This is a genomic window from Metasolibacillus fluoroglycofenilyticus (assembly GCF_003049645.1).
Taxonomy (GTDB): domain Bacteria; phylum Bacillota; class Bacilli; order Bacillales_A; family Planococcaceae; genus Metasolibacillus; species Metasolibacillus fluoroglycofenilyticus.
The window spans coordinates 93,224-118,151 of the sequence record NZ_PYWK01000004.1 but is presented as its reverse complement, the minus strand read 5'-3'; the positions used below and the strand labels follow the sequence as shown (position 1 = coordinate 118,151).

Below are 24,928 nucleotides of genomic sequence, written 5' to 3'. Positions count from 1 at the left end.
GGAGGAGGAACAGTAATTGCCATTATTAGTCGTGGACGATGATGAAGCGATTCTGCAATTAGTTTCTATCCATTTAGAACAGGCTGGATATAATGTGAAAAAAGCAAGCAATGCCGAGGCAGCGCTTGCTTTTTTAAAAAAATATTCATTTGATTTAGCAATCATTGATGTGATGATGCCTGGAATGGATGGCTTTCAATTAGCGAATATAGTTACTAAACAATATGAAATTCCCGTTATTTTGTTAACAGCAAAAGGGCAAATTGAAGATAAGGAAAAAGGTTTTGAACAAGGGATTGATGATTATATTGTTAAACCGTTTGAAACAAAGGAGCTGCTTTTCCGCATAAATGCTATTTTACGTCGTTATAGAAAAGTAAATCAATCACAAAGTGTTGCGGGAAATGTCAAAATGGATCAGAACAATTGGGAGCTTAAAATTGGGGACAAGCAATATATTTGGCCAATGAAAGAATTAGAGGTGTTATTCTATTTATTACAAAGGACAGGGCGAAATGTGAATCGTTGGGATTTAATTGATGAAATATGGGGTGAAACCTTAGAGCAACCAGAATTTACACTAAATACTCATATTAATCGAATAAGAGAACGATTAAAAAGAGCTGAAGCTACAATTGAAATTGTTACAATTCGAGGCTTTGGCTATCAACTCGAGGTAAGAGGATGAAATTACTACAGCGCTTTATTTTATATACATTCATGATTATTTGTATGAGTATCTTCATAGGCTTTATTAGTTCAAATATACTTTATGTTGCTTTTGTAAAAGAACAAATGAATAATCGTTATTTAGATATTGCCGAACAATTGGCTGAACAAATGGAAAAGCATGAAACAACCCTGCAGGCATCTTCGGATTTTCTACAAACAATGAGTTACTTAGGTTACCAAATTGCATTAGTTAAGGAAGATGGACAACAGATTATCTTTGGAGAACCATTTCATAATAGTGAGTTAAACGAGCAAATGCATTCAATATTTAAAGAAGAAGATGCGTACCATGGAATCAAATCCTTCAAAAATTCATACTTGATGATGAGTCATTTTGCAAATGATATACAAAATACTGTTGGGACACAGCTAGAGCTTGAAGGTGAAGAATATGCATTATTTTTACGTTCAAATAATACAAGTTTCTTTACAGAGTTTCATTTAATTATTCTTGGCTTTATATTTGCAGTCTTTATTTGTAGCATTATAGGCATTTTACTTGTGTCTCGAAAATTGACTCGGTCACTGTCAGAATTAACAAGTGCAACGCAAGAAATTGCTAATCATAACTTTAATTATCCTCTAATGATCAATAGAAAAGACGAAATTGGAAAGCTTGCTGATAGCTTCCGAATGATGCAACAGAAGTTAGCGAATACAGAGGAAGCACGCAAGAAATTTGTCAATAATGTTTCTCATGATTTTCAATCACCGTTATTAAATATACAAGGATATTCAGAGCTGCTTGATAAGGAAATTTCCTCAGTTGAAGGGAAGAATTATAATAAAACCATTCAAATAGAGGCAAAACGCTTATCAAATTTAACGAAACAATTACTAATACTGACCTCAATTGATCAAAGAACTTACCCAATTAATAAAAAGCTAGTACGTGTAGATGAACAGCTTCATCAAGTTGTGCATTCTATGTTGTGGCGTATAGAAGATAAAGGACTTGAAATTAAAATAGATTTATATCCTGTAACGATTTTTGGGGATCGATCGTTGCTGATGAATGCTTGGGAAAATTTAATTGGAAATGCAATTAAGTATAACAGGCAATATGGAGAAATAAGTATTCAAAGTTTTGAAGAGAATTCTCAAGTTGTCGTGAAGATTAAGGATACTGGTATTGGTATGGAAGAACAAGCAATGGAAAAAATATTTGAACGTTTTTATCGAGTAGATAAAGCTCGAAATAAAGATGGGATGGGATTAGGTTTGTCTATTGTTCAAGAAGTACTTGCTTATCACGATGCTGTCATCGAAATCGAAAGTGAAATAAATAAAGGCGCAACTTTTACTATTATCTTTCCTAAAAGATAGCTTTGTTGCTTCAAAATGCATAATTAAATACAATAAATTCGTAAAAGCTTATAAAACCAGTGTTTATTCCATTTCCAAAATTTTATCTAGCTATTCCTTTGATGAAAGAGTCCCTTAAGCAGGCAATGTACTGCTTAAGGGACACACATTACAGTATTTCACTTTCTCACAACAGGAATCCACATTTCACCGTATACTAAGCCGTCTTTTTCTCCCATTTCAACCGTTGTATTTGGTCCACCAACATAGGCAACATCCTCTGCTGCTAGTAAAGCTTGATCGAAGGCAATGCCGGTAAGCTGATTGCTTAATTCCTCTGATGTGTTTGCTTCTCCCTTCACGACCAAATATTCGCCTTTTGGGAATTGGATAATTCTTGTTGCTTCTGGTAATGTTTCCTTTGTCAAAACGCCAGCGTAGTGCATCATCTTGTTATTTACAGCCTCATTTACAGCAAAGATATAATCATTTGTTGCTAGGTTTTTTAAAGTATTAAGCCTGCCATCTTCTTGGATTGCCTGCCAAAAATCTGACTTTTCCTTGTTAATGCCAATATAATCTGTGTAATCGCTTTTCAGCTCAACTCCTATGCCTAAAACAGTGAAGCCATCTTTTTCTTCAAGCGTATAGTTTCCCATGTTTATAACCTGCCTTTTTTGAATTTTATCAAATGACTTGAGCTTTCATTTGATATACTTATAATAGCGTTTAATCATATCAAAAAATGATACTGTTTAGGAGGGCATAATGAAAAAAGTAGAACGGATTAATGTCATTATGCGGTATATCAACAATCGCTCCCATTTTACAATTTCTGAAATTATGCGGGAATTTAATATTTCTCGTGCGACAGCTATTCGCGATATTCGAGAAATTGAGGCAATGGGTATGCCACTTGATGCTGAGGTGGGAAGAGCGGGCGGCTATTTTGTAATGAATAATTCTATTTTACCCAATGTTCGCTTTACTGATAACGAAATTAAAGCACTTTTTATTGCTTTTATGGCAACGAGAAATCAACAGCTCCCTTATTTAAAAAGCCGACAATCCTTAGCTGAAAAATTACTAGGGCTTATATCGGAAACACAGCAAGATGACCTTGTACTATTAAATCAAATTTTGCTTTTTGAAGGAACGAATCCAAACAATCCCGATTTACTAGAGCTATCTGATTTGCCACATCCAATATTAGAAAAGCTGATTCAAATCATTCTTTTAGATAGCTGTTTACAGCTCACTGTCAAAGAGGGGCAATATACCATTTATCTTTTGCATCTTTATCATGAAAAGGGGTTATGGTTTATCGAAGGCTTTGATTTAAAGGAGGAAAAGAGAAGAATTTTTTCGGTGGATAAGCTGATAGATGTAGAGCCAGCCTCTATGAAAAAACAGTTAAATAAGAAAAAAATTTTAGAAAAGTTAAGTAAGCAGGAGGAAGAAATTAATCTTATTTTAGAGCTAGGTCCAAGGGCAATTGCTCAATTTAAAAAATACCATCCTCTAAAATTTTCCCTTACCTATACGAATCCCTTCCAAACGACAGCGATGCTGGAAACCTACATCGATATAAACAATGCAGATGAATTAGAAGAGCTAACAAATTGGCTCCTTTTTTTGGGGAAAGATATAACGATAAAAGAAGTGCCACAAGCAGTTTTAACTAGTTTACGAGAGGCATTTCACCGGGGCGTCCAAAAAGCCGTACATAGCCGGCATTTTGGACAGTGGCGATGATAATTGACAAAATATTGACTCAACTATATAGAGAAGACATCTTTAAAAACGTGATGAACATTAGCTTTAGCAGTGTCTATCTTCGATAAAAATGGAGCAATGAAAACCTGCGGTATCAAAATGAAATAGGCTTTTCAGACAACCTCATCGTTTGAAAAGGAATTCCTTTTTGGCGACCATAATAGCAAGAATAAGGATGAAATGAAGAGCGGTTTCCTGATAAAATGAATGCAATTAACTTGATGCGGAAGGAGCGGTAGATTATATGGTGACCAATATTGACCTAACATTTGAAGAAATGTGGGAAAAAATTATGGCTTGTGACCGAAAATATGATGGTTTATTTTTCACTGCAGTAAAAACGACGAAAATATACTGTCGCCCTTCCTGCAGGTCAAGGAAGCCTAAAAAGATAAATGTGGAGTTTTATGATGATAAAAGGGCTGTTGAAGAAGCAGGCTATCGTCCATGTAAACGATGTCAGCCTGAAATCGAGCATTCACCGCATATTGAGGTTGTAAAAAATATTATCACATTTCTAGTTAATCATTATAAGCAAAATTTAAGCTTGAAGGATATAGCAAGGCAGATTGGCTTAAGTCCTTATTATTTAGAGCGTTTATTTAAACAAGAAACTTCTGAGACACCACGCACATATTTGGAGAAAATACGCATTGATAAAGCTGCCTATCTTCTTAAAAGTAGCAAATTAACGAATTTGGAGATTTGCTATGAGGTTGGCTTTCAAAGCCCTTCTAATTTTTATAAAGTGTTCCGAAGCTTAAAAAGCTGTTCGCCGAGCGAATATAGAAAGGAATTCCAAAATGCAATGGATTGATTCCGAATCTTATTTCGAAGTCTTGCCTCCTAAACAATTTAATTTTGATGCGTGTTTAGTTTATTTAGATAGATCAAATTTAGAGGTGCTCCACCAAATAACAGATAGTTCCATATATAAAGTAATAAGTGAAACTTTATGTAAAGTGACATCAGTAAATCATCGCATAAAGATTGAATTTCCGATGGGGGTTCCACCCGCAGCTGAACGTAAAAAAGTAGCACAGTATATTTGGGAGTGGTTTGATTTGGAACAAAATTTAGAGGGTTTTTATCAATTGGCTAGCCAAGATAAAATACTCAAGCCACTTGTTGAAAAATATTACGGTTTAAGGATTGTGTGTATTCCAGATTTATTTGAGGCATTTGTTTGGGCAATTACAGGTCAACAAATTAATTTAACATTTGCTTACACATTAAAGAAACGATTGATTGAAAAATTTGGAGAGTATGTGATTTTTGAGGGGAAACAGTTTTGGCAATTCCCTACAGCTGGAAAAATAGCAGACTTGACTGTAGAGGACTTGAAGCAGCTTCAATTCACTACAAGAAAGGCTGAATATATTATTAACATTGCGCGGGAAATAGTGAATGGCAATCTTTCGAAAGAAAAATTATTAGAAATGAAGGATATAGAAAAATCGTTAACATCAATAAGAGGTATTGGCGCATGGTCGGCAAATTATGTGATGATGCGATGCCTACATCAAAGCGCTGCTTTTCCAATTACAGATGTGGGTCTTCATAATGCATTAAAAGCTCTTTTACATCTTGAAGAAAAACCAACAATAAATCAAATAGAGGCGTATGCGGCTAATTGGCAAGGCTGGCAGGGATATGCAACCTTTTATTTGTGGAGGTCATTATATGGAGAAAAAATATAAATTATACTATGAATCACCTCTTGGCACAATTGAAATAATGGGAACAGATGCAGCGATTATTTCTATACTCTTTTCCGAAAAGGATGATGCAGAACAAACTGAGGCATCGCCGATTTTAACAGCATGCTACAATCAGCTTGATGAGTATTTTAAGGGGCTACGCCAAGACTTTACATTCCCATATCAATTTGAAGGAACTGAGTTTCAAAAAAGAGTGTGGTGTGCTTTAACAGCAATACCGTATGCTGAAACGGCATCTTATAAGGATATTGCGGTTGCTATTGAAAATGAAAAAGCTATTAGAGCTGTAGGGAGTGCAAATGGCAAAAATAAGCTTAGCATTGTTGTGCCCTGTCACCGGATTATCAGCTCTAATGGAAAGCTAACAGGCTATGCGGGCGGTTTGTGGAGGAAGGAATGGCTGCTTCAGCATGAACAATCTATGAAAAGGGACGAGTCTTAAAAGGCTCGTTCTTTTTTGTTTTAATTTCTTTCAGGAATGTTTTCTGTACCGATAGCAAGTCGACAGGTACGGAGCTCTCCTACCTCTATAGATGGCGAGATGAATACAAGCATTATTTTAGCTAGTGTCCTAACACTCACTGATAAGGAGGAACTTAGTCTAAGAACATCGTATACTGAGGTAACGACTGAGTGACTAACATCGTGTTGGGATAAAGCTTATGGTGGATGTCACAGCGGTTAACTTCTACTGATTAGCTAGAAAAATCGGGGCGTAATTTATATAAATGTATTTTTTAAAATTTAGCCTTTGTGCATTACATTTAGATTAAAGACATATCAAATGAAGTGACTAAAAGACAGAGATAAGGGTATTCAGAAATCAGCAATGCAATTTTCTGAATACCCCCTTCCATTTACGATAAATTTTCTATTTCTCTTCACTTGCAAATGCTTTTAATAACTCACGTACTTCCTCAAGGGAATTAGCGTTCATTAGTTGATTTCTTAGTTGGCTTGCTCCTTTGAAGTCGCGTACATATATTTTAAAGAAGCGTTGCAATGCTTTAAATGAGCGTGTCTCAAATTGCTTTGAGTAATGCTCGTATAAGTCGAGATGTAAGTGCAGTAAACGAAGATATTCTGACGTGTTATGCTCCTTTAGTTCCTTTTCAAAGGCAAAAGGGTTTGTAAAGACACCACGTCCAATCATAACACCATCAATACCGTATTGCTGAGCTAGTTCAAGTCCTTTAGCGCGATTAGGAATGTCACCATTAATCGTTAGCAATGTATCGGGTGCTATTTCATCACGCAATTTTTTAATGTCTGCAATTAGCTCCCAATGCGCGGCCACTTTGCTCATCTCTTTTCGCGTACGAAGATGAATAGAAAGGTTGGCGATATTTTGTTTGAAAAGGTGCGTAAGCCATTCGCGCCATTCTTCTATTTCCGTAAAGCCTAGTCTTGTTTTAACGCTAACAGGCAATCCACCCGCTTTGGCAGCTTGAATAATTTCGGCAGCAAGCTCAGGGCGAAGAATTAAGCCTGCTCCTTTTCCTTTTTCTGCTACATTATCAACGGGACAGCCCATATTAATGTCGACGCCTTTAAAGCCGAGCTCCTTCATACCAATGCTCATTTGCCTGAAATGTTCTGGAGTGTCACCCCAAATATGAGCTACAATCGGCTGCTCATCATCTGTAAAAGCTAAACGACTTTGTAAACTGTCGACGCCATTTGGATGACAGTAGCTCGCTGTATTAGTGAATTCCGTAAAAAATACATCTGGGCGACCTGCCTCCGCAATAACATGTCGAAATACAACGTCCGTTACTTCCTCCATTGGTGCTAATATAAAAAATGGTCGCGGTAAATCAAGCCAAAAATTACTTTGCTTCATTGATAAAATCCTCTCTTTTAAAACTCTATCTTGCAAAAAGATACCATACTTATTTTCTTTCTGCACAGTTAATTGACTTGAATCTTTCCATTACCTTTAATTGACCGTGCTATATAACCAACGAAGTGCATTAATAAAGTATGTGCTAAAGAAACAAACATCGTGTGTTCCTTCTGGCTGTAATTCAAATAATAAATTACTTTCTAAATAGCCTTCCTTCGCAAATTGCTCATAGGCTTTTTTTGTATGGTTGACCATGTTTTTTGAATATTACTTTTATGAACTCCTTTTTCTTAATTTAGGAAGTAATAACTTTTAACTTCTTTCAGTGGGTGTTACCGTTTTTGAAGATGAAATTTCGAGCAAGCCCCAAAAAATCTGGACTAAAGTTAGCTAAGAAGTAATTGACAAAAGCTATTACAGAGGGCTTATTTTTTTATGTAGCAAATCTAAAAAGTCGATTCGAAAAAACATATGCTTTTTCGAATCGACATGATAGCCCTATATTCCATTTATCTTAATTCAGTCGGTGTCCCAAATACACTGAATCAAAATCCCGATGCAATTTCGCCGAGATGTAATTGATAGTTAGCTACTAGCGTGCAGAAATACCACCATCAATGATGAACTCAGAGCCTGTAGAGTAGCTTGATTCATCAGAGGCTAAAAATAGTACCATTTTTGAAACCTCCTCAGGCTGTGCAACACGTTGTAGTGGGATATGCTTTGCAAATTCTTCTACCGCTGCCTTCGTATCCTCTTGCACAACCATTGGTGTAGCAATTACACCTGGGTGTACAGAATTTACACGTATATTGTAATGAGCGCCTTCGATTGCTGCTGCTTTTGTCATGCCACGCACAGCAAATTTTGTATCTGTATAGCCAATTGCACCAGCAACTAAGCCATTTAAGGAAGAAATATTAACAATTGAGCCGCTACCAGATTTTTGCATTGAAGGGATGACTGCCTTTGTACCTAAAAATACAGATACTTGGTTAATTTCTACGATGCGACGGTATTCTTCAGCAGTAGTTTCCAGTATTGACTTTGCCATTGTGATACCCGCATTGTTTACTAAAACATTTACCGGACCAAAAGCGTCCTCTGCTTTCGCAACAACTGCTGCCCAGTCCTCTTCACTTGCTACGTTTTGTTTAACAAAAACTGCATTTTCACCTAATTCAGCAGCTAATGCTTGTCCCTTTTCTTCGTTTAAGTCAGTGATAACAACCTTTGCACCTTCTTCAACAAATAATTTTGCATGTGAAGCGCCCATACCTTGTGCAGCACCAGTAATAATTGCAACTTTACCTTCTAAACGAGCCATAGTAAAACTCCTCCTAAGTGTAATAATAAAATTAAAATCACTCTTGCAAATGGTAAGTATAAATAAACTACAATTGTAAATTAACAGAATTGAGTGGGGAATGTCAATTTAAAATCCCTCGTTTTAAGAAGACAATCATTTCTTAATATTCGCCATCTTTGTTGTCAATCGAAATGCAATTGAATCATGTTATAATTTGTACAAAGCTTGTATGAAATTAGGTGATTTTAGCAATGACAATAGAAGACCGACGAATAGTAAGGACACGTAAAAAATTAAAGGATGCTATGTTATTTTTATTAAAGGAAAAAGATTTTAAAGATATTTCTATTACAGAAATTGCAAAAGTAGCAGGATGTAATCGCGTCACATTTTATTCACATTATGAAGATAGCATGCAGCTACTAGCAGATATTTTTAAGGACTATTTAGACGAGCTGGCACAATATTATCGTGATAGCTACAAAGGGAAAAAATCGTTTACATTAGCTGACCCTACACCAACCATTCCCATTTTTGAATTTGTCTATAACAATCAATTTATCTTTTCACTTATGCTGATGGGGGAAGTTATTCCAGGCTCTCAAAACATCTTTTGTGAAACAATTGGCAGCATTAGCCGCAAAGATTTGAGCTTGCCAGAAAAAGTGTGGTTTGATATAGAGGCAATCAATTCGTATGAAACATATGCATTTTTAGGTTTATTCATTTATTGGATTAAGCAGGGCTTCAAAAGTACCCCTAAAGAAATGGCAGAAAGATTAGCATTTTTACACACGATGTCTCTTGGGGAAGTTAAGGTTGTTTCGGGGGAAGATAGAGATTTATAGATTAACTTCTTTCAGTGATGTTTTCTGTGACGAGTAACCGCAAGAGCACATGTTTTCTATACGGAAAGCGTAGCGACAAATCTTATTTGGGCGACAGGGACTCTATAGATGGTGCGAGCATTAGAGCTGTTTCAGCGGGCGATAAAGCCTTCGGCGGACGTCGCAGATTTTGAAGGAGTGTTTTCGAGTGAATTCGAAAAAATCAGGACGCAATTACGCCAAGACATAATTGATAAAATAACTAATTGAATTTGAAGGAAAAGATGTTGAATTAGGAAGACACTCTTGCTATTTACTTAAAGAAGACATGCCTCTATCTACATCCTACCAAAAATGAAATTATAAGTCTATTAATAATTTCGGTGGCATGTGATAATAATTTTGCGCAAATACCTTATAACGTTATGATGAATTGAGAGGCAAGGATGAAGCAAAATATATATGATAACAATAAATTTTTTCAGCAGTATAAAGCATTAAGAGCTAGGGAAAATAACTATAATAATTTGTTGGAGCAGCCCTATTTTATCTCACTTGTACCGGAGGTAAGAGGTAAGGTTGTACTAGATATTGGTTGTGGGATGGGGGACTTTGCAGCAACTTGTGTTCAACAAGGTGCAAAGCATGTCACAGGTATTGATATTTCGGCTAATATGATTGCTACTGCTAAAAGTAATTATACTTATGAAAACTTAATTTTTAAGCAAACAGCATTTGAGGATTTAACAGTGCCTGCTGCATCAATTGATTTTATTAGTAGCTCATTAGTATTCCACTATATGGCGGATTTCCAGCAACTTATAAAAGAGATTAGTCTAGCATTAAAAAGTGATGGAATATTGCTATTTTCTATCGAGCACCCGATTGTTACAGCGAATAAGGGAAATGATAGTTGGATTACCAATCAAGCGGGGGATATATTCCATTTTGCTTTAGATAACTATCAAGATGAGAGTTTGCGTACACAGCATTGGTTCGTTGATAATGTCATGACCTACCATCGTACAATGTCAACGGTTTTGAATACGCTAATTGATTATGGTTTACAAATTGAAAAAATAGTGGAGCCAAAGCCGACTGATGATGCCATCGACAAATTACCTAGTATACAAAAGGAGCTACGCCGTCCGTCATTTTTAATTGTAAGAGCGAGAAAGGGCTAGTGAAGGTATAATAAAGTATGATGGATAGAGGAGGTTACACATGAATATAGAAAGCATTATTTTCGATTTAGATGGGACGTTATGGGATTCAAGAAGGACAGTGGCGCAATCATGGACAAAGGTCATTCAGGCATCTCCTTTCGGAAAAGGAGAAGTGACCGAAGAGGATTTGTCGCGGGTGATGGGGCTGCAAATGGAGGAAATAGCTGAAGTTTTATTTGATTATTTGAATGAAGAACAGCAATCGGCGCTTATGTCTGCGTGTGGTCGGCAGGAGGAAGCAGATTTATTGCGCTATGGGGGGAATTTATATCCACGACTTGAGGAAACTTTGAAGAGTCTTGCGCAAAAATACCGTCTGTTTATTGTGAGCAATTGTCAAGAAGGCTATATTGAAGCATTTTATGAATATCATAAAATGGAGAAGTATTTTATAGATTTCGAAAACCCTGGGCGAACAGGTTTATCAAAGGGAGAAAACATTCAATTAATTATGGAGAGAAATAATATAAAAAATGCAGTGTATGTAGGGGACACACAGGGAGATATGCTCGCTGCAAAGCTTGCAGAAATACCGTTTGCTTTTGCATCATATGGCTTTGGAGAGCCAGAGAGATATGACTATATTATTGAAGAACCAGCAGACTTATTAAAAATATTTTAATATAATAGTAAAAGAGTAATTCATAGGAGTTGAAACAAATTGACACGTTATAAAGGGTTGTATATTGTCGCTGCACTTTTTGCTCTAACTTTAGTGTTAGTAGGCTGTGGTGCAAAGAAAGTGGAGGATGATACAGTGACAGAGGAAACAGGCGATTATGCAGCGGAGGTTAAGGAAAATCCGATTGTAACGATTACGATGAGCAATGATGAAAAAATCGTTATCGAATTAGAGCCTTCTGTAGCACCAAATACAGTGGCAAACTTTATTTCTCTAGTAGAACAGGGTTTTTATGATGGGCTGATTTTCCATCGAGTGATTCCGGGCTTTATGGTTCAGGGGGGTGACCCGCTAGGCAATGGAACGGGTGGTCCTGACTATGGAATCGAAGGTGAGTTTTTAGCAAACGGATTTGAAAATGATTTGAAGCATGAGCGTGGCGTTATTTCAATGGCGCGTGCAGGTGACCCTAATTCAGCGGGTTCACAATTTTTCATTATGGTAGAGGATGCGCCGCATCTTGATGGACAATATGCTGCTTTTGGAAAAGTAATTGAAGGCATTGAAGTAGCGGATGCTATTGTTAATGTAGAGCGTAATAGCACGGATAAGCCGCTAGAGGATCAACAAATGAAAAAGGTAGAAGTTGATACAAAAGGTTTTCAGTATCCAGCACCACAAGTAATTCAATAGACAAGCATGAAGAGCTGAGGCTGCGGGGAAGTAGATTTTCCCGACAGCTTCAGCTCTTATGCTTTATATGCGATGAAATTAAATAGATAATGTAGCGACGATTTCAGCAATTACGATTTGGTTTGAAATTATTGGTGATTCCCCATTGCTTTGAGCATCCCTCGCATGCAGTTTTTTAAAGGAATCGGAGGCTCTCCAAGTTTGGAAATTTTCTAAGGCTTGCCAATACATCATGACGTTCATTTCATCATGCTCGCGATTTTGTGTACAAACGCTTACTTCAACTTTATGAAAGCCTTCAAAATCTAATAACTCCTTCTCGGAGGTAAATGCAGGAGCAATTTTATGCCCCATTCCTTTTTTAACTAAAAAGCGATTTGATACAGTATACATCATATAGCCTCCCAACTCATTTGAGAATGATAATCAATTAATGGTAAAGCATATTTATAGTAATAATACAATCTCGATTTTTCTCTTATGTCCTCATCTTCTAAGTATTAAGAGGAATACTTCTATAAAATATTGGGTTCGAAATTCTAATTGACAATGATTATCAATAAATATAGAATGATAGTCGTAAAGCTATAAAGTCTATATGAATTCTAAAAAACTTTATTTTAGTCTGGAAATTGGTGTGCTAGCCTATTTTCTAGAAAAGCTAAAACTACTGCTATAAGGAGCTGTTTTCATGATTGCTGTAATTTATTATGCGTATGGTGCACCGAAATCAATTGATGATGTTCAAACATATTTCAGTAATATTTTAAAGGGGAAGCCCATACCAGCACAGATGCTTGGTGGTATTGAAGAGGCTTTTAAAAAATCAGGGTTGCCAGATTTTATTCGTTCCTCAACAGAACGTATCGCAAAAGCGCTGCAAACGACTTTAAATAATAGGTCAGAGGAAGAGGTACGTTTATACAATGCTTATAAGCATACGGCTCCGTTTGTGGAAGATGTATATAATGAGGCGGTACAAGCTGGTGCAGAGACAATCGTTACACTGTCAGTTAATCCAATTTTATCTGTTAGTGGTGGAGGGGCAGTGCATACGGAAGTGGCAGAGCTTGTAAAAGGAAGCGATATTCGTCATATAGCGATTGATAATTGGCACTTAGATGAAGGGATTGTTAACGTTTATGCAGAGCGTGTTCGACGTGCCTTTGATTGGCTACCTATTGAAGCACAGAAATCAGCTTATGTACTTTTTACTACGCATAGTCAACCATTAGTTCCTGAGCGCAGTGAGCCTTACGCTAAACAATTCGAGGAGCTTTCAGCCGCGATTGCTAAAAAGGCTAATATTGAGCGCTTCCAGCCTGTTTATCGTTCTGGTAAATCTGAAGGCTGGCTGTCCCCAAATGTGAAGGATGCGATGAAAAATTTACACGCTGCCGGGGCACAAGGCTTTGTTACATGTGAGTTATTAAGCGTTAGTGCCGATGTAGAATCATTTAGTGAAATCAATTCTGAATGTAGAGAGTTAGCTAAGGAGCTAGATGTCAGCTTTGCAACTTCAGAGTTTTTAGGTGATAGCTTCGATACAATATTGGCTTTAACTGCATTAATTGAAAAGCGTATTCAAGCAGTTGTTACAAATTAAATATTTACAACGAGGGGCTGTCCAAAAAGCCGTGCATAGCCGGCATTTTGGACAGTAGCGATGATGTTTCGCAAAATGTTGATTCATTTAAACAGAAAACGCTTCTTTTAAAAATGGGATGAACATTGGTTTTGTCAGTGTTATCCCTCAAGTAAAAGGGAGGCGATGAAAACATTTATTTCAATGCGGTGTCAAAACAAAATGGACTTTTCGGACAACTCTCTTGCTTCTAAATTAAATATTTGCTAAAACTGCTTGTACCTATCGCTTCGCTTTCGGCACACAAAGCATTTGCTCCTGCGGTTACTCGTCGCAGTATAATATTTGCTCCTGCGGTTACTCTCGGCATAAGTGTCAAAAGTCCCCTTAACTAATCTGGTTCCCCTAATTTATAGCTAATTACACAATGAAATACGTAATGATAGATAGAAAAAGTGAGGTAATCAGCATAGCTAAAAGCGGTCGCAAAGCCTTTGTTCGAAGGTCTTTCAAATTAATATTTAAGCCTAGTCCAATCATAGCCATGGTCAAAATAAAAGAAGTGAAAAATGATATTCCATCCATGACACTTGCAGGGACTGTAATGACACGATTAAGTATATAGCTTCCGAATAAGCTCATTATAATAAATCCTATAAGAAACCATGGAAATTCAATTTTTGTATCAGAATCAGCTTCTGTTTTTCTTTTGTGCTTCATCCAATAGATAAGTATAAAGCTTAATGGAACAAGTAGGAAGACACGGCCTAGTTTGGCTAGTAAAGCTATTGCAAGAGCATCCGAGCCCGCAGGTGTACCAGCTAGGGCAACATGTGCAATTTCATGTAAGCTAATCCCCGACCAAATACCATATTGTATATCCGTTAAAGGTATTAAAGGTCTTATAATAGTATAAGTAACGGCAAAAATCGTTCCTACAAGTGCAATGATACCAGCACCAATTGCGGTATCTTCATCCTTCGCTTTCAAAATAGGTGAAACAGCAGCAATAGCGGCTGCACCACATACCCCAGTTCCTATTCCAAGGAGTAAAGATAATGAGGTATCTGCTTTTAATAATTTAGCCAAAAACATGGTAAGAACTATTGAAAAAACTATAGTACCGACATCTTTAACAAGCAGACCTAATCCCTGATGAAAAACAATATCCATATTAAGCTTTAATCCAAAAAAAATAATTGCAAGCCTTAATAGCTTTTTAGAGGAAAATTGAATTCCTTCACGTAGTTTTTCAGGATATCCCCATATTTGACGAAAAATAATAGCAATGATAATGGCACATGCAAGCTGTCCTACATGATTCAGAACAGGTAATTTTGAAAGTCCGAAGCTAACCAATGCAATAATAAAAGTAAAACCAATTCCCGCAAGCCAATTTCTCGATGCAAATGATTTATGTGAATCTGTCATATAAAAATCTCCTTTAGTTAATATTTTGTTTTAATCATATGCCTCTAAAAATAATAAGTAAAATCAATTATAATAATGATAATGATAAGTAATAGGTTATCATTAGTGGATTGTTAAACCGCTTAAGGCTTACTATAAATGATTGAGAAAGAGGAACTCAGTCTAAGAACATCGCATGCTAAGATAGTGACTGAGTGACTATGTCAGACTTGCGGCGAATGTCACAGAATGTGACGCTCTTAGGTTAACTTTCAACTAGTTCGCTCAAAAAAATTTAGAAGAAAGTTAGCCGAGGCGTATTTGATAGGAGTGAGAAAGTTGGACCAAGCATTACGTGTTTTTATTACAGTTGTAGAGCAACGAAATTTTACTCGTGCTGCTGAAATACTTCATATGACACAGCCAGCAGTTAGCAGTTATATCCAAAACTTAGAGCGCATAATGGGAACAAAATTATTAGAAAGAACTAATAAGTTTGTTAGGCTTAATAAAGCTGGAGAAATTGTTTACCATCATGCAAAGGATATTTTAGGTCTTTACACGCGGATGGAAAATTTATTAGATGATTTGAAGCATACTGCAAGAGGCACTTTATCTATTGGCTCTAGCTATACTTATGGGGAATATATTCTACCTTATAAGATTGCTACTTTGTTGGAGATGTATCCACAAATAAATCCAAATATTATGATAAAAAATTCCCATGAAATTATTGAATTACTCCTACAAAACCAAATTGATGTGGGAATTATAGAAGGGGAAATAAATAATGAAAAAATTAAAATAACCCCCTTTGCATCTGATTATTTATCAATAATTGCAGCATCTGACCATCCTTTATTGGATTTATATAACATAACTCCTTTCGATTTGAGCCATGAGACTTGGCTTGTTCGCGAGGAGGGGTCAGGAACACGGGATATGCAAGAAAAGGGGTTTAAGCAGCTAGGCTTTTATCCTGAAAGACTGATGACTTTTAGTAGTACACAGGTTATAAAGGAATCAATTGAAGCAGGTTTAGGAATTTCTTTACTTTCTCATTCAACTATAAAAAAAGAATTAGAATTAAATAAATTGCAGCTAATGAATATAAAAGGGTTTCCAATTACGAGGAATTTTTCACTTGCAACGACAATTGCGGAATTCCAAACAAAAGCAACAGAGGTTTTTATTGAGTTATTAATTAAGTAACTTGATTTTTTATATTAATATACAGAAAAAATTTTAGTTTTTTAACCTAGATTTAACCTTTACATGCTATGGTTTGAAGCAAAGGAGTTAGACAAATTAAATGAGGGGGTAAGAAAAGTGAAGAAAACGTTAATTGGTAGTGCGTTGGCTTTTGGTTTATTGATAGGTAGCGGAGGGGTCTCAGCTAATGGAACAATTCCGCCATTAAATATTCAAGGGATGGATATTGAAACGGCTTTAATGATGGTTCAATCTCAGCGAACGAGCTTATTAGATGAACAATTAAAAAGTCAAATCGAGAATGTGCAGCAAAGGACTGAGGATATTGCTGTATTGAATGAACAAATAGCGCTATTAAATCAAGAGGCGGCTACGGCGAATTCAACTAGACAAGCAGAATTAGCGCAACAAATTAATGAATTAAAAGCTCAAATTTCTACACTAAGCAATTCACAGCAAATGGATATGCTACGTCTGCAAAGTTTAAATAATAAGCGTAATGAGGCGTTTGATGTGATGACAGATTTTGTGAAGAAAATGCAGGATAGTCGCTCGTCGATTATTAACAATATGCGCTAATAAAGCGAACAGGAGGGGCAGAGATGGAGAAAAAACAATTATTTATTTTAGCGACAGCAGGGGTTGTCACGGCGAGTGCTGTTGCAGGGGGTGGGCTAGCAGCACAAGCCGCTGAAGTCCCATTTTCAGATGTGCAGGAGAAAAACAGTCATTATGAAGCGATTATAAATTTGACCGAGCGCGGCATTATTCATGGCTATCCTGATGGCACATTTAAACCGAATGAAGCGGTGACATATGCACAGGCTGCGAAAATGCTTGCAGGTGTTATTGGCATGGAAGGAACAGGCGAGGAACTTCTACAGTTATCGGGTATTTTGGACAATCCAGCCGATATTAATCAACCTATTACACGTTATAAGATGGCTGCGATTATTGCACAAACATTGCAGTTACCTACTTCAGAGAGTGTAGCCATGCCATTTATAGATGTGGAGGTAGCTCATCAACAAGCAGTAGCAGCGTTATTTGCCAATCATATTACAAAGGGGACATCTACTACTACTTTTAGCGGTAATCAATTTGTGACACGTGGTCAATTAGCAACATTTATCGTTAGAGCAGAGCAGGCAAGCGAGCGTGCAGCGGCAGCTAGTCAAGTTATAGGGGCTACTATTACCGTACAAAATATTGAAAATGGAGAGCTGGTAACAGATGCACAGAAATGGTCCATTGGCACAAATGCACAGCCCATTTTAAACGTTAAAAATGCGGCTGCTTTAGCTGGGGCAAAGCTAGATGTCATTATTGTAAACGGAGAAATTACTGAAGTGTTGGCAATCGACCTAAATGCATCGGGAGAGTCCAACGCCCATGTAGTATTGGATGGTGGCAATGCCTCTGTTGGTTATATTGTAGTCAATGCTGATTTTATTGAATTGAAAAACATAACAATCGAGGCAGACCTCCGTGTTGCGGGGCAAACTTCCTATATCGCGTTAGACGGAGTAAATGTCTATGGAGAAATGTTTTTACAGGAGAATGAGACACCTAAAGTAGCATCGCTAACTAAGGTAGCCACTAATTTTTTTGTAACGGTAACGGAAATTAACGGCAGCTTCATCAACGCTATTTTTGTGGGATCAGGGGCGGTGATTAATTCTAATGATTCGCTACCATATATCAATTTCATTAGCCCATCATTAGAAATAAATGTCCCTCATGTTGGTATGGTTGATATGAATCCTAACATGTATCCAAATCAGATTTTGGATGGTTCAGCTGCAATTGATTTATTGTCAATGAATCCAGATTTAATGGGGGCGATTCTGGATAATTTGAATAAAATTCGAGCAGAGAATGAGCAATTTTTAGAAAACCTAAGGTCTTCAATGGAGAATAGCGACATGCTCAACGAGCTAGGAGCGAATATTGACATGTCCAACCAGCTAGATGCGCTAATAGCTTCAATTATGAGAACTGCACAGCAACAATTACCTGAAGAACGAATAAGAGAAATTGTCGAACAGCTTGCCCCTAATTTATCACAGCAAGATAAAGAAAAAATGCAAGGAGTAGCTGATTCCTATGTTAGAGATGAGTTGCAAAAGTTAAAGCTAGAAGAATTGAAAAGGCAGCAAGAGGCGAGACTGCAGGAGCTAGAAAATAAAAAGAAACAACTAGAAGAGGAGAACCGCAGGAGGGCAGAAGAATTGCGTGCTAGATTACAAGGTAAATTAAAAATAGACAATGTTCTTCTACCTGAGGCAGCAAATGCTGGACTTGTACTTGGAGAGGGAGTAGAGGTAGGAAATATTACAACAGACCTTCCATTAGATCAATTGCGCCAACGAATCGAAAACCGAGGGCAAATCCGCACAATTACACAGGCCAATGGCCAACAATTACCGTTCACTCCAGCAGTCGTAGATAATAGCTCGAGCGGTAGCAATACTGGTGGAGGCAGCTCTGGCAGCGGAAATACAAATCCGCCACTTGTAATAACGAGCCTTGAAGCAATGATTGGCAATGCGCTTGAACAGCTAGCTGAGGTGAAAAATGGCACGATACCTATATCGGAAAATGGTTATGATATTTCTTACGACCAGGCATGGATACCTCAAAGGGCAGTAAATACACTAGAAATGGCGATTACAGAGGCACAAACTATGGTGACAGATGCCAAGCGCTCACCAATTGCTAATCAACGGGTTGCATCCTTAACAAATATGAATCTTTTAGTAGCTGTGACTCAAACAGACATTAATAATATGGTAGAAAAGCTTGAAAAACTAGGAAATATTCAGCATATTGCTAGTGGTTTGCAGGAGCTTGTGGCAATCCAGCAAGCATTAGACGGGGAAGAGTTAATGATTTATTTGGATGGAGAAGAACCAAGTGTTGGCATAGTGTACGAAGCTATTTGGTCTATTCTATATGATAAGTTTGAGGAAGAGCAATTAGCAACTATATTCGGGTTACTAGAGGAAATGCGAAATGCTATTCAAATAACTGGTGATACAGTAACATTTATATTAAATGAAGCGATTTCTTATACCGACCCTGTAACACAGCAAACAACAGAGCTTGTACCAGCAATAATTGCGCAGTTAACAATTAAACAAGAGGTAGATTCACCAACAACTATCATAATTAATGCAATAGGGGCTGGGAAAGATGATTTGGAGCTAGTCCTTACTTGTGCAGAAAGTGTTCCAGTAGAGCTAGTAGGCAAAATGCTAGAAGTTACGTTTGATACTACAACAATTGGTGGTGCAATCAGTGGGATAGATGGGAATCAAATTTTTATCACACTAAATGCTCCATCTGAGGGATATCCGACAGCGATTACACTTGCAGACTATGAATTTATTTTACAACCTATATATTAGAAAAATGTGCGAACGCATCGCTTATTAGATAGCCTGTTAATATAGGATAAAATGGCTTAGACATGTTAGAATCATTCTAACATGTCTTTTCAATAGTTAAGGGGTATTCATATGGAACCAATTATTCAAGCTGGCAATAAAAAAGTGTATCCGATTATTTATAAGCCATCCAAAAATTCGCGTGATAGTATCAACTGCTTTTTAGTAGAGGATGCCTATAGTTTGACGTTAATTGATGCGGGGATAGAACATCCTGTTTATAAGCAGTTTTTCAAGGAGCAGCTTGCGGCATATGGCTTTCAACTACAGGATATTTCACAAATTTTATTAACACACCATCATAATGACCATACCGGGATGGTTAATGATATTGTCGCGTGTAAAGAAATCCCTGTTTATGCAAGCGATAAAGCGGTTCCGCGATTGCGTTTCGAGCCCGATTTTTTGCATTATAAAATTGTTTTTTTCGAGCGGTTATATAGAGCGTACGATGTGTTACATATGCCAGCGGCTATGCAACGTATGGCGAAGTTAAAGGCAACTTATGAGCAGCGCGAGCAATTGAAAGTGCAGGCAGAGATACTTCCGTTGCATCAATCGCAAATGCTAGGTGATTTTCGCATTCATTATTTCCCGGGACATTCGCCTGATTCAATTGCTTTTTATGATGAGAGTACAAAATGGCTATTTGCTGGGGATATTATGTTTGCTAACAGTATACCGAATGCGCTAGTAGATTTTGATGAAGAAGGGGCAATGCTCCCAACTGTGCAGCAACAGCGAGAATCCTTTTATGCTTTGCAAAACTTTGAGCTAGCGCATGTGTTTGCAGGTCATCAGTCGAGCTTTACAAATGCAAAACAAGTAATCGAGCAGAGCTTGCGGCGAATGGAGCTGAAATGGCAACGTATCGAGCAGGCAATGCAGCAAGGGGAACGAACAGGTCAACAATTAGCACAGGCGGTGTACGGCACGAAGCTAGAGAAAGCATTTATTTTTGTACTATCGGATATTATTGGTTATACGCATTATGGCGAAATGCAAAAGAAGATGACCATTCATAAAGAAAAGGAAGTTTGGCTATTTAATAATGAGAGGAGATAAAATATGCGAACAATAACAGACCATATTGGGCGACAGGTGACATGTTCTACCCAACCACAGCGCATTATTTCCATTTGCCCTGCCATTACCGAAACATTATTTGCTATAGGCGCAGAAGAGCTACTAATCGGGCGTACGAAGTATTGCATTTTTCCGAAAGGACAGGTAGAGAAATTAACGGCTGTCGGTGGTACGAAGCAGGTTGATATCAACTTGATAAAGCAGCTAAAGCCGGATTTAATACTTGCAGAGAAAGAGGAAAATACAGCGGAAATTGTGACACAGCTTGAGCAAATTGCCCCAGTGTTTGTAGCGGAGGTGCAAGCGATTGAGGATGGTCATCGTCTTATAGAAACGCTCGGTATGTTAACAAATAAAAATAATAAGGCGACGAAGCTTGTACAGGCAAGCAAAGCGGGCTTTGCCTCTTTACCTCAGCAAAGTCGAGGGCTAGCGGGCTATGTTATTTGGCGCAAACCGTACATGGTAGTTGGCGATACGACGTATATTCATGATGTTTTAGCGCGCCTTGGCTTTGAAAATCCGTTTGCGCAGCTAGACGGACGTTATCCAATTGTGTCGCAAGAGCAATTTAAAGCAACACAGTTAGATGTATTATTTCTTGCATCAGAGCCATTTCCTTATAGTGAGAAGCATATTGCTGAATTTCAGGAATTTTTACCTCATACGAAAATTGTACTTGTGGATGGCGAAATGTTTTGGTATGGCGCAAAAATGGTAGAAGCCTCAAGCTATTTAACTGCGCTTGTGAAGCAGCTATAAATATTAGTACATATAAGAAAATCAAAACATAAAATGAGGTAGGTCATAGTGCATTCACAAATAACAACAATTGTCACAATATTCATTACAGCAGGTGTGCTAAATCTTTATTTGAGCTTGCATGTATTAATTAAGCGCCATCATTATACTAAAATTATTTATCTATTTATGGCTTATACCGCATTAATAGCTGTTTATTGCTTTGCGGCGGGATTTGGTTTATTAGCTACATCTATAGAAGAAGTGAAGGTTTGGACTGTTTTCTAATATTTGGGTATAGCAGTAACACCACCATTAGGATTGCTTCTTATCATGCAATATTTGGGGTTTCGCGTAACGAAAAAGGTTTTTATTGGCTTGCTCATTATCCCCATCATTACATTGCTCATGGTAGCGACAAATGACTATCATTATCTGCATTACAAAATATTTGAGTTTGATGCTGCTTTAGGAAAGCCTTATATTTATCAAGAAATCGGGCTATGGTATTCCATTCATGGTGCCTTTATTTTTGCTAGCATGCTAGTTGCTTTTTTTCTATTGCTTTTCCATTGGAAAGAAACAGATAAAGTTTATCGTCCACAATTAATCGCATTAATGGGAAGTCAGTTTCTCCCTATGACGATGGCTTTTATCTACTCCCTAGGTTTAACGCCTGACGGTTTCGATCCTGTGCCAGCAGTACTAGTAATCTCATCTTTATTATTTTTATGGGCAATCCGTTCATCAAGTCTGTTTCGTAATATGCCGGTAGCTAAAGATAGGATTTTTAACAGCATTAATGACGGTGTTGTTGTATTAGACGACCATCATCGTTTGATTGAGTTTAATCAAGCATGTAGTCAAATGTTTCCGCAGTTAAAAAGATCCATGCTCGGAATGAGCTTTCAGGATGTATGGGACTCATTATTAGAAAAACCTATGCCTTATACACTTGACTCGTTAGCAACAATGCAGGAAGTTTCGCTGCCAGAAACAGGACGTACCTATCAAGTGCGTTTATCTGCCTTACAGCAGCCGAATTATCAAAATGGCTTAGTGATTATTTTCAATGATATTACAGAGTTAAAGGATTTACAGCTCAAGCTAGAGCAATTAGCTTATTATGATGAATTGACGCAAATCTATAATCGTCGAGCTTTTTTTGAGAAGTGTATGCAACTATATACGGTGGCAAAGGAGCAAAATGCCCCTTTTACAGTGATGTTAATGGATGTGGATTACTTTAAAAAGGTAAATGATACATATGGTCATGCAATTGGTGACCAAGTGTTGGCACATGTTGCACAAGTTTGTAAATCGCAGTTAAAGGACAAGGAATTGTTTGCACGTTATGGCGGGGAAGAATTTGTCCTTGCATTGCCAAATTATTCAGTAGTAGAGGCGGAGCAATTAGGAAATCAAATACGCCAAGCTATAGAGAATACACCATTAGTTAAAGATGACATCGTAGTAGCTACGACAATTAGCGGCGGTTTAGCTGAAGCAGCAAAGGAAATAGAAGAAACTTTATATCAATTATTGAATGCGGCAGATAAAGCATTATATAGGGCCAAGCACAATGGACGAAACTGTATATATGGGGGGCCTGACAGGAAATAAGCGGTTTCATTATTTGCTTTAATAATGAAGGACTAGGCTCGAAAAGTAATGATAACTCTCGTATTGCTAGTATATATTTTAATAATGGCGGAATTGTGATACACTGCTATAAGGTAATAAATGATATAGGAAAATAGGGCGTCTATTTTTCTACAAATCTTAATATATAATGAGGAAGGTAAAAATGAGTAACAGACATACACAATCAGATGTTATCTTAATTGGTGCCGGAATAATGAGTGCTACTTTGGGGGCAATCCTTAAAGAATTAGCGCCAGATTGGAAAATTACAGTGTTTGAGCAGCTTGATAAAGCGGGTGAGGAAAGCTCTCACGAATTAAATAATGCAGGGACAGGACATGCTGCATTATGTGAGCTGAACTATACTTCTGAAAAATCTGACGGCTCAATTGACATCAGCAAAGCAATTAATGTAAACGAGCAATTCCAAGTTTCAATGCAGTTTTGGTCATACTTAGTGCAAAATAAACTAATCGACAACCCGCAAGATTTTATTATGCCGCTACCTCATATGAGTATGGTGCAAGGTGCAGATAATGTAGTGTTTTTGAAAAAACGTTTTGAAACAATGATTCAAAATCCACTATTTAAAGGTATGGAGTTTTCAGATAATCCAGAAACGCTAAAACAGTGGATTCCACTTATTATGAACGACCGCAAGTCTAATGAGCCAATTGCCGCTACTAAAATTGATACAGGTACGGATGTGAACTTTGGTGCTTTAACACGTATGCTCGTTAAAAACTTAGAAAACCAAAGTGTAGAAGTAAACTTTAAACATAGTGTACACAGCATAAACCGTATGAAAAATGGATTATGGGAAGTAAAAGTCCATGATAAAGACGGCTGCAGAATGGAATACCATAAGGCGAAATTCGTCTTCCTCGGCGCAGGTGGTGGAAGCTTAGAGCTATTGCAAAAAACAGGTATTCCTGAAGGGAAGCATATCGGTGGATTCCCAATCAGTGGATTATTTTTACAATGTAAAAATGAAGAAATTATTAACCAACATCATGCAAAAGTATATGGGAAGGCAGCGGTTGGCGCACCACCAATGTCAGTTCCACATTTAGATACACGCTATATTGATGGAAAAAAATCCCTATTATTTGGACCGTTCGCAGGCTTCTCACCGAAGTTCTTAAAAACAGGCTCAAATATGGATTTAGTAGCATCGATTAAGCCGCATAATATTTTAACATTGCTTGCTTGTGGCGCGAAAGAAATGTCTTTAACAAAATATTTAATTCAACAGCTATTATTATCAAAAGAACAACGCATGGACGAGCTACGTGATTTTGTTCCTAATGCAAAATCAGAGGATTGGGAAGTAATTGTCGCAGGTCAACGTGTACAAGTAATTAAAGACACAGAGGCAGGCGGAAAAGGCACGCTACAATTTGGTACGGAAGTTGTTAGCGCGGCTGACGGCTCAATTGCAGCATTATTAGGTGCTTCACCAGGTGCTTCAACAGCCGTTCCAGTTATGCTTGAAGTAATCAAGCGCTGCTTCCCACAAGAGCTGAAAAAATGGGAGCCAAAAATTAAAGAAATGATTCCATCATTTGGTCAAAAATTAATGGACAACCCAGCACTTTTAGAAGAAATTCACGCTTCAACAGCAGAGGTATTACAATTCAACAAATAATTAAAAACGGGGACGTCTGAAAAGCGTGCAAAGCACTTCTTTTCAGGCGTTTCTTTTGTGTTCTATTAAAATAAATAAGTAGAAATTCCATATTCG

25 protein-coding genes are annotated in these 24,928 nt (G+C 37.3%); 19 read left to right on the top strand and 6 right to left on the bottom strand.

The window, feature by feature from the left end:
* The first annotated feature begins 16 nt into the window (after positions 1–16).
* Both C9J36_RS14295 and C9J36_RS14290 read left to right on the top strand, forming a co-directional pair.
* Entirely contained in the window at positions 17–688 is a 672-nt protein-coding gene (locus C9J36_RS14295) for a response regulator transcription factor (RefSeq protein ID WP_107943531.1), read from the top strand.
* Complete coding sequence (locus C9J36_RS14290; RefSeq protein ID WP_107943530.1) at positions 685–2,058, top strand: sensor histidine kinase; 1,374 nt, start codon at positions 685–687, stop codon at positions 2,056–2,058. The genes C9J36_RS14295 and C9J36_RS14290 overlap by 4 nt, the downstream gene beginning before the upstream one ends.
* Before the next feature lie 158 nt (positions 2,059–2,216).
* Here the strand turns inward: C9J36_RS14290 and C9J36_RS14285 are convergent, their stop codons facing one another.
* Positions 2,217–2,696 carry a GyrI-like domain-containing protein gene (locus C9J36_RS14285; RefSeq protein ID WP_107943529.1) on the bottom strand — a complete coding sequence of 160 codons (480 nt, stop codon included), beginning with the start codon at positions 2,694–2,696 and terminating at the stop codon, positions 2,217–2,219.
* 109 nt (positions 2,697–2,805) lie between these two features.
* Between C9J36_RS14285 and C9J36_RS14280 the strand changes: the two genes are divergently transcribed.
* From C9J36_RS14280 to C9J36_RS14265, 4 genes are all read left to right on the top strand, one after another.
* A complete protein-coding gene (locus C9J36_RS14280; protein WP_107943528.1) occupies positions 2,806–3,792 on the top strand; it encodes a helix-turn-helix transcriptional regulator in 987 nt (328 codons plus the stop codon).
* Positions 3,793–4,057: 265 nt separating this feature from the next.
* Positions 4,058–4,630 carry a bifunctional transcriptional activator/DNA repair enzyme AdaA gene (locus tag C9J36_RS14275; RefSeq protein WP_066168615.1) on the top strand — a complete coding sequence of 191 codons (573 nt, stop codon included), beginning with the start codon at positions 4,058–4,060 and terminating at the stop codon, positions 4,628–4,630.
* Positions 4,617–5,513 carry a DNA-3-methyladenine glycosylase family protein gene (locus C9J36_RS14270; protein ID WP_107943527.1) on the top strand — a complete coding sequence of 299 codons (897 nt, stop codon included), beginning with the start codon at positions 4,617–4,619 and terminating at the stop codon, positions 5,511–5,513. Before C9J36_RS14275 ends, C9J36_RS14270 begins: the two co-directional genes overlap by 14 nt.
* Positions 5,497–5,976 (top strand): methylated-DNA--[protein]-cysteine S-methyltransferase, encoded by a 480-nt coding sequence (locus tag C9J36_RS14265; protein ID WP_107943526.1) that lies wholly within the window; start codon positions 5,497–5,499, stop codon positions 5,974–5,976. The genes C9J36_RS14270 and C9J36_RS14265 overlap by 17 nt, the downstream gene beginning before the upstream one ends.
* Positions 5,977–6,405: 429 nt before the next feature.
* Here C9J36_RS14265 and C9J36_RS14260 read toward each other — a convergent pair whose 3' ends face one another.
* From C9J36_RS14260 to C9J36_RS14255, 3 genes are all read right to left on the bottom strand, one after another.
* Entirely contained in the window at positions 6,406–7,377 is a 972-nt protein-coding gene (locus C9J36_RS14260) for a tRNA dihydrouridine synthase (protein WP_066168625.1), read from the bottom strand.
* Between the two features lie 96 nt (positions 7,378–7,473).
* Entirely contained in the window at positions 7,474–7,635 is a 162-nt protein-coding gene (locus tag C9J36_RS17320; protein WP_161956433.1) for a hypothetical protein, read from the bottom strand.
* A gap of 337 nt (positions 7,636–7,972) precedes the next feature.
* Positions 7,973–8,707, bottom strand: a complete 735-nt coding sequence (locus C9J36_RS14255) for a glucose 1-dehydrogenase (protein ID WP_066168627.1) — start codon at positions 8,705–8,707, stop codon at positions 7,973–7,975.
* Between the two features lie 233 nt (positions 8,708–8,940).
* On the opposite strand from C9J36_RS14255, the gene C9J36_RS14250 reads away from it, so the two are divergent.
* From C9J36_RS14250 to C9J36_RS14235, 4 genes are all read left to right on the top strand, one after another.
* Positions 8,941–9,537: a TetR/AcrR family transcriptional regulator gene (locus tag C9J36_RS14250; protein WP_107943525.1), complete on the top strand. Its 597-nt coding sequence runs from the start codon at positions 8,941–8,943 to the stop codon at positions 9,535–9,537.
* Between the two features lie 425 nt (positions 9,538–9,962).
* On the top strand, positions 9,963–10,700 hold the full coding sequence (locus tag C9J36_RS14245; RefSeq protein ID WP_107943524.1) for a class I SAM-dependent methyltransferase: 738 nt from the start codon (positions 9,963–9,965) through the stop codon (positions 10,698–10,700).
* 40 nt (positions 10,701–10,740) lie between these two features.
* Positions 10,741–11,364 (top strand): HAD-IA family hydrolase, encoded by a 624-nt coding sequence (locus C9J36_RS14240; protein WP_107943523.1) that lies wholly within the window; start codon positions 10,741–10,743, stop codon positions 11,362–11,364.
* A gap of 39 nt (positions 11,365–11,403) precedes the next feature.
* On the top strand, positions 11,404–12,057 hold the full coding sequence (locus C9J36_RS14235) for a peptidylprolyl isomerase (RefSeq protein WP_107943522.1): 654 nt from the start codon (positions 11,404–11,406) through the stop codon (positions 12,055–12,057).
* Between the two features lie 78 nt (positions 12,058–12,135).
* Here the strand turns inward: C9J36_RS14235 and C9J36_RS14230 are convergent, their stop codons facing one another.
* A complete protein-coding gene (locus C9J36_RS14230; RefSeq protein ID WP_066168671.1) occupies positions 12,136–12,450 on the bottom strand; it encodes an antibiotic biosynthesis monooxygenase in 315 nt (104 codons plus the stop codon).
* Positions 12,451–12,748: 298 nt separating this feature from the next.
* Here C9J36_RS14230 and C9J36_RS14225 point away from each other — a divergent pair, with 298 nt between their 5' ends.
* Positions 12,749–13,663 carry a ferrochelatase gene (locus C9J36_RS14225; RefSeq protein WP_107943521.1) on the top strand — a complete coding sequence of 305 codons (915 nt, stop codon included), beginning with the start codon at positions 12,749–12,751 and terminating at the stop codon, positions 13,661–13,663.
* A 399-nt stretch (positions 13,664–14,062) separates the two neighbouring features.
* Here the strand turns inward: C9J36_RS14225 and C9J36_RS14220 are convergent, their stop codons facing one another.
* Positions 14,063–15,073 (bottom strand): YeiH family protein, encoded by a 1,011-nt coding sequence (locus C9J36_RS14220; RefSeq protein ID WP_107943520.1) that lies wholly within the window; start codon positions 15,071–15,073, stop codon positions 14,063–14,065.
* Between the two features lie 318 nt (positions 15,074–15,391).
* Between C9J36_RS14220 and C9J36_RS14215 the strand changes: the two genes are divergently transcribed.
* The 8 genes from C9J36_RS14215 (at position 15,392) to C9J36_RS14185 (ending at position 24,832) form a co-directional block, all read left to right on the top strand.
* Positions 15,392–16,264: a LysR family transcriptional regulator gene (locus C9J36_RS14215; RefSeq protein ID WP_107943519.1), complete on the top strand. Its 873-nt coding sequence runs from the start codon at positions 15,392–15,394 to the stop codon at positions 16,262–16,264.
* A gap of 117 nt (positions 16,265–16,381) precedes the next feature.
* Positions 16,382–16,843 carry a hypothetical protein gene (locus C9J36_RS14210; protein ID WP_107943518.1) on the top strand — a complete coding sequence of 154 codons (462 nt, stop codon included), beginning with the start codon at positions 16,382–16,384 and terminating at the stop codon, positions 16,841–16,843.
* 23 nt (positions 16,844–16,866) lie between these two features.
* Positions 16,867–19,674, top strand: coding sequence for an S-layer homology domain-containing protein (locus tag C9J36_RS14205; protein WP_107943517.1), 2,808 nt, complete (start codon positions 16,867–16,869; stop codon positions 19,672–19,674).
* A 111-nt stretch (positions 19,675–19,785) separates the two neighbouring features.
* Positions 19,786–20,778, top strand: a complete 993-nt coding sequence (locus C9J36_RS14200) for an MBL fold metallo-hydrolase (protein ID WP_107943516.1) — start codon at positions 19,786–19,788, stop codon at positions 20,776–20,778.
* A gap of 3 nt (positions 20,779–20,781) precedes the next feature.
* Entirely contained in the window at positions 20,782–21,561 is a 780-nt protein-coding gene (locus C9J36_RS14195; RefSeq protein WP_107943515.1) for an ABC transporter substrate-binding protein, read from the top strand.
* 48 nt (positions 21,562–21,609) lie between these two features.
* Complete coding sequence (locus C9J36_RS17545) at positions 21,610–21,828, top strand: hypothetical protein (protein ID WP_235616085.1); 219 nt, start codon at positions 21,610–21,612, stop codon at positions 21,826–21,828.
* Between the two features lie 3 nt (positions 21,829–21,831).
* Positions 21,832–23,163, top strand: coding sequence for a histidine kinase N-terminal 7TM domain-containing diguanylate cyclase (locus C9J36_RS14190; protein ID WP_268807890.1), 1,332 nt, complete (start codon positions 21,832–21,834; stop codon positions 23,161–23,163).
* A 184-nt stretch (positions 23,164–23,347) separates the two neighbouring features.
* On the top strand, positions 23,348–24,832 hold the full coding sequence (locus C9J36_RS14185) for a malate:quinone oxidoreductase (RefSeq protein WP_107943514.1): 1,485 nt from the start codon (positions 23,348–23,350) through the stop codon (positions 24,830–24,832).
* Positions 24,833–24,928 lie beyond the last annotated feature (96 nt).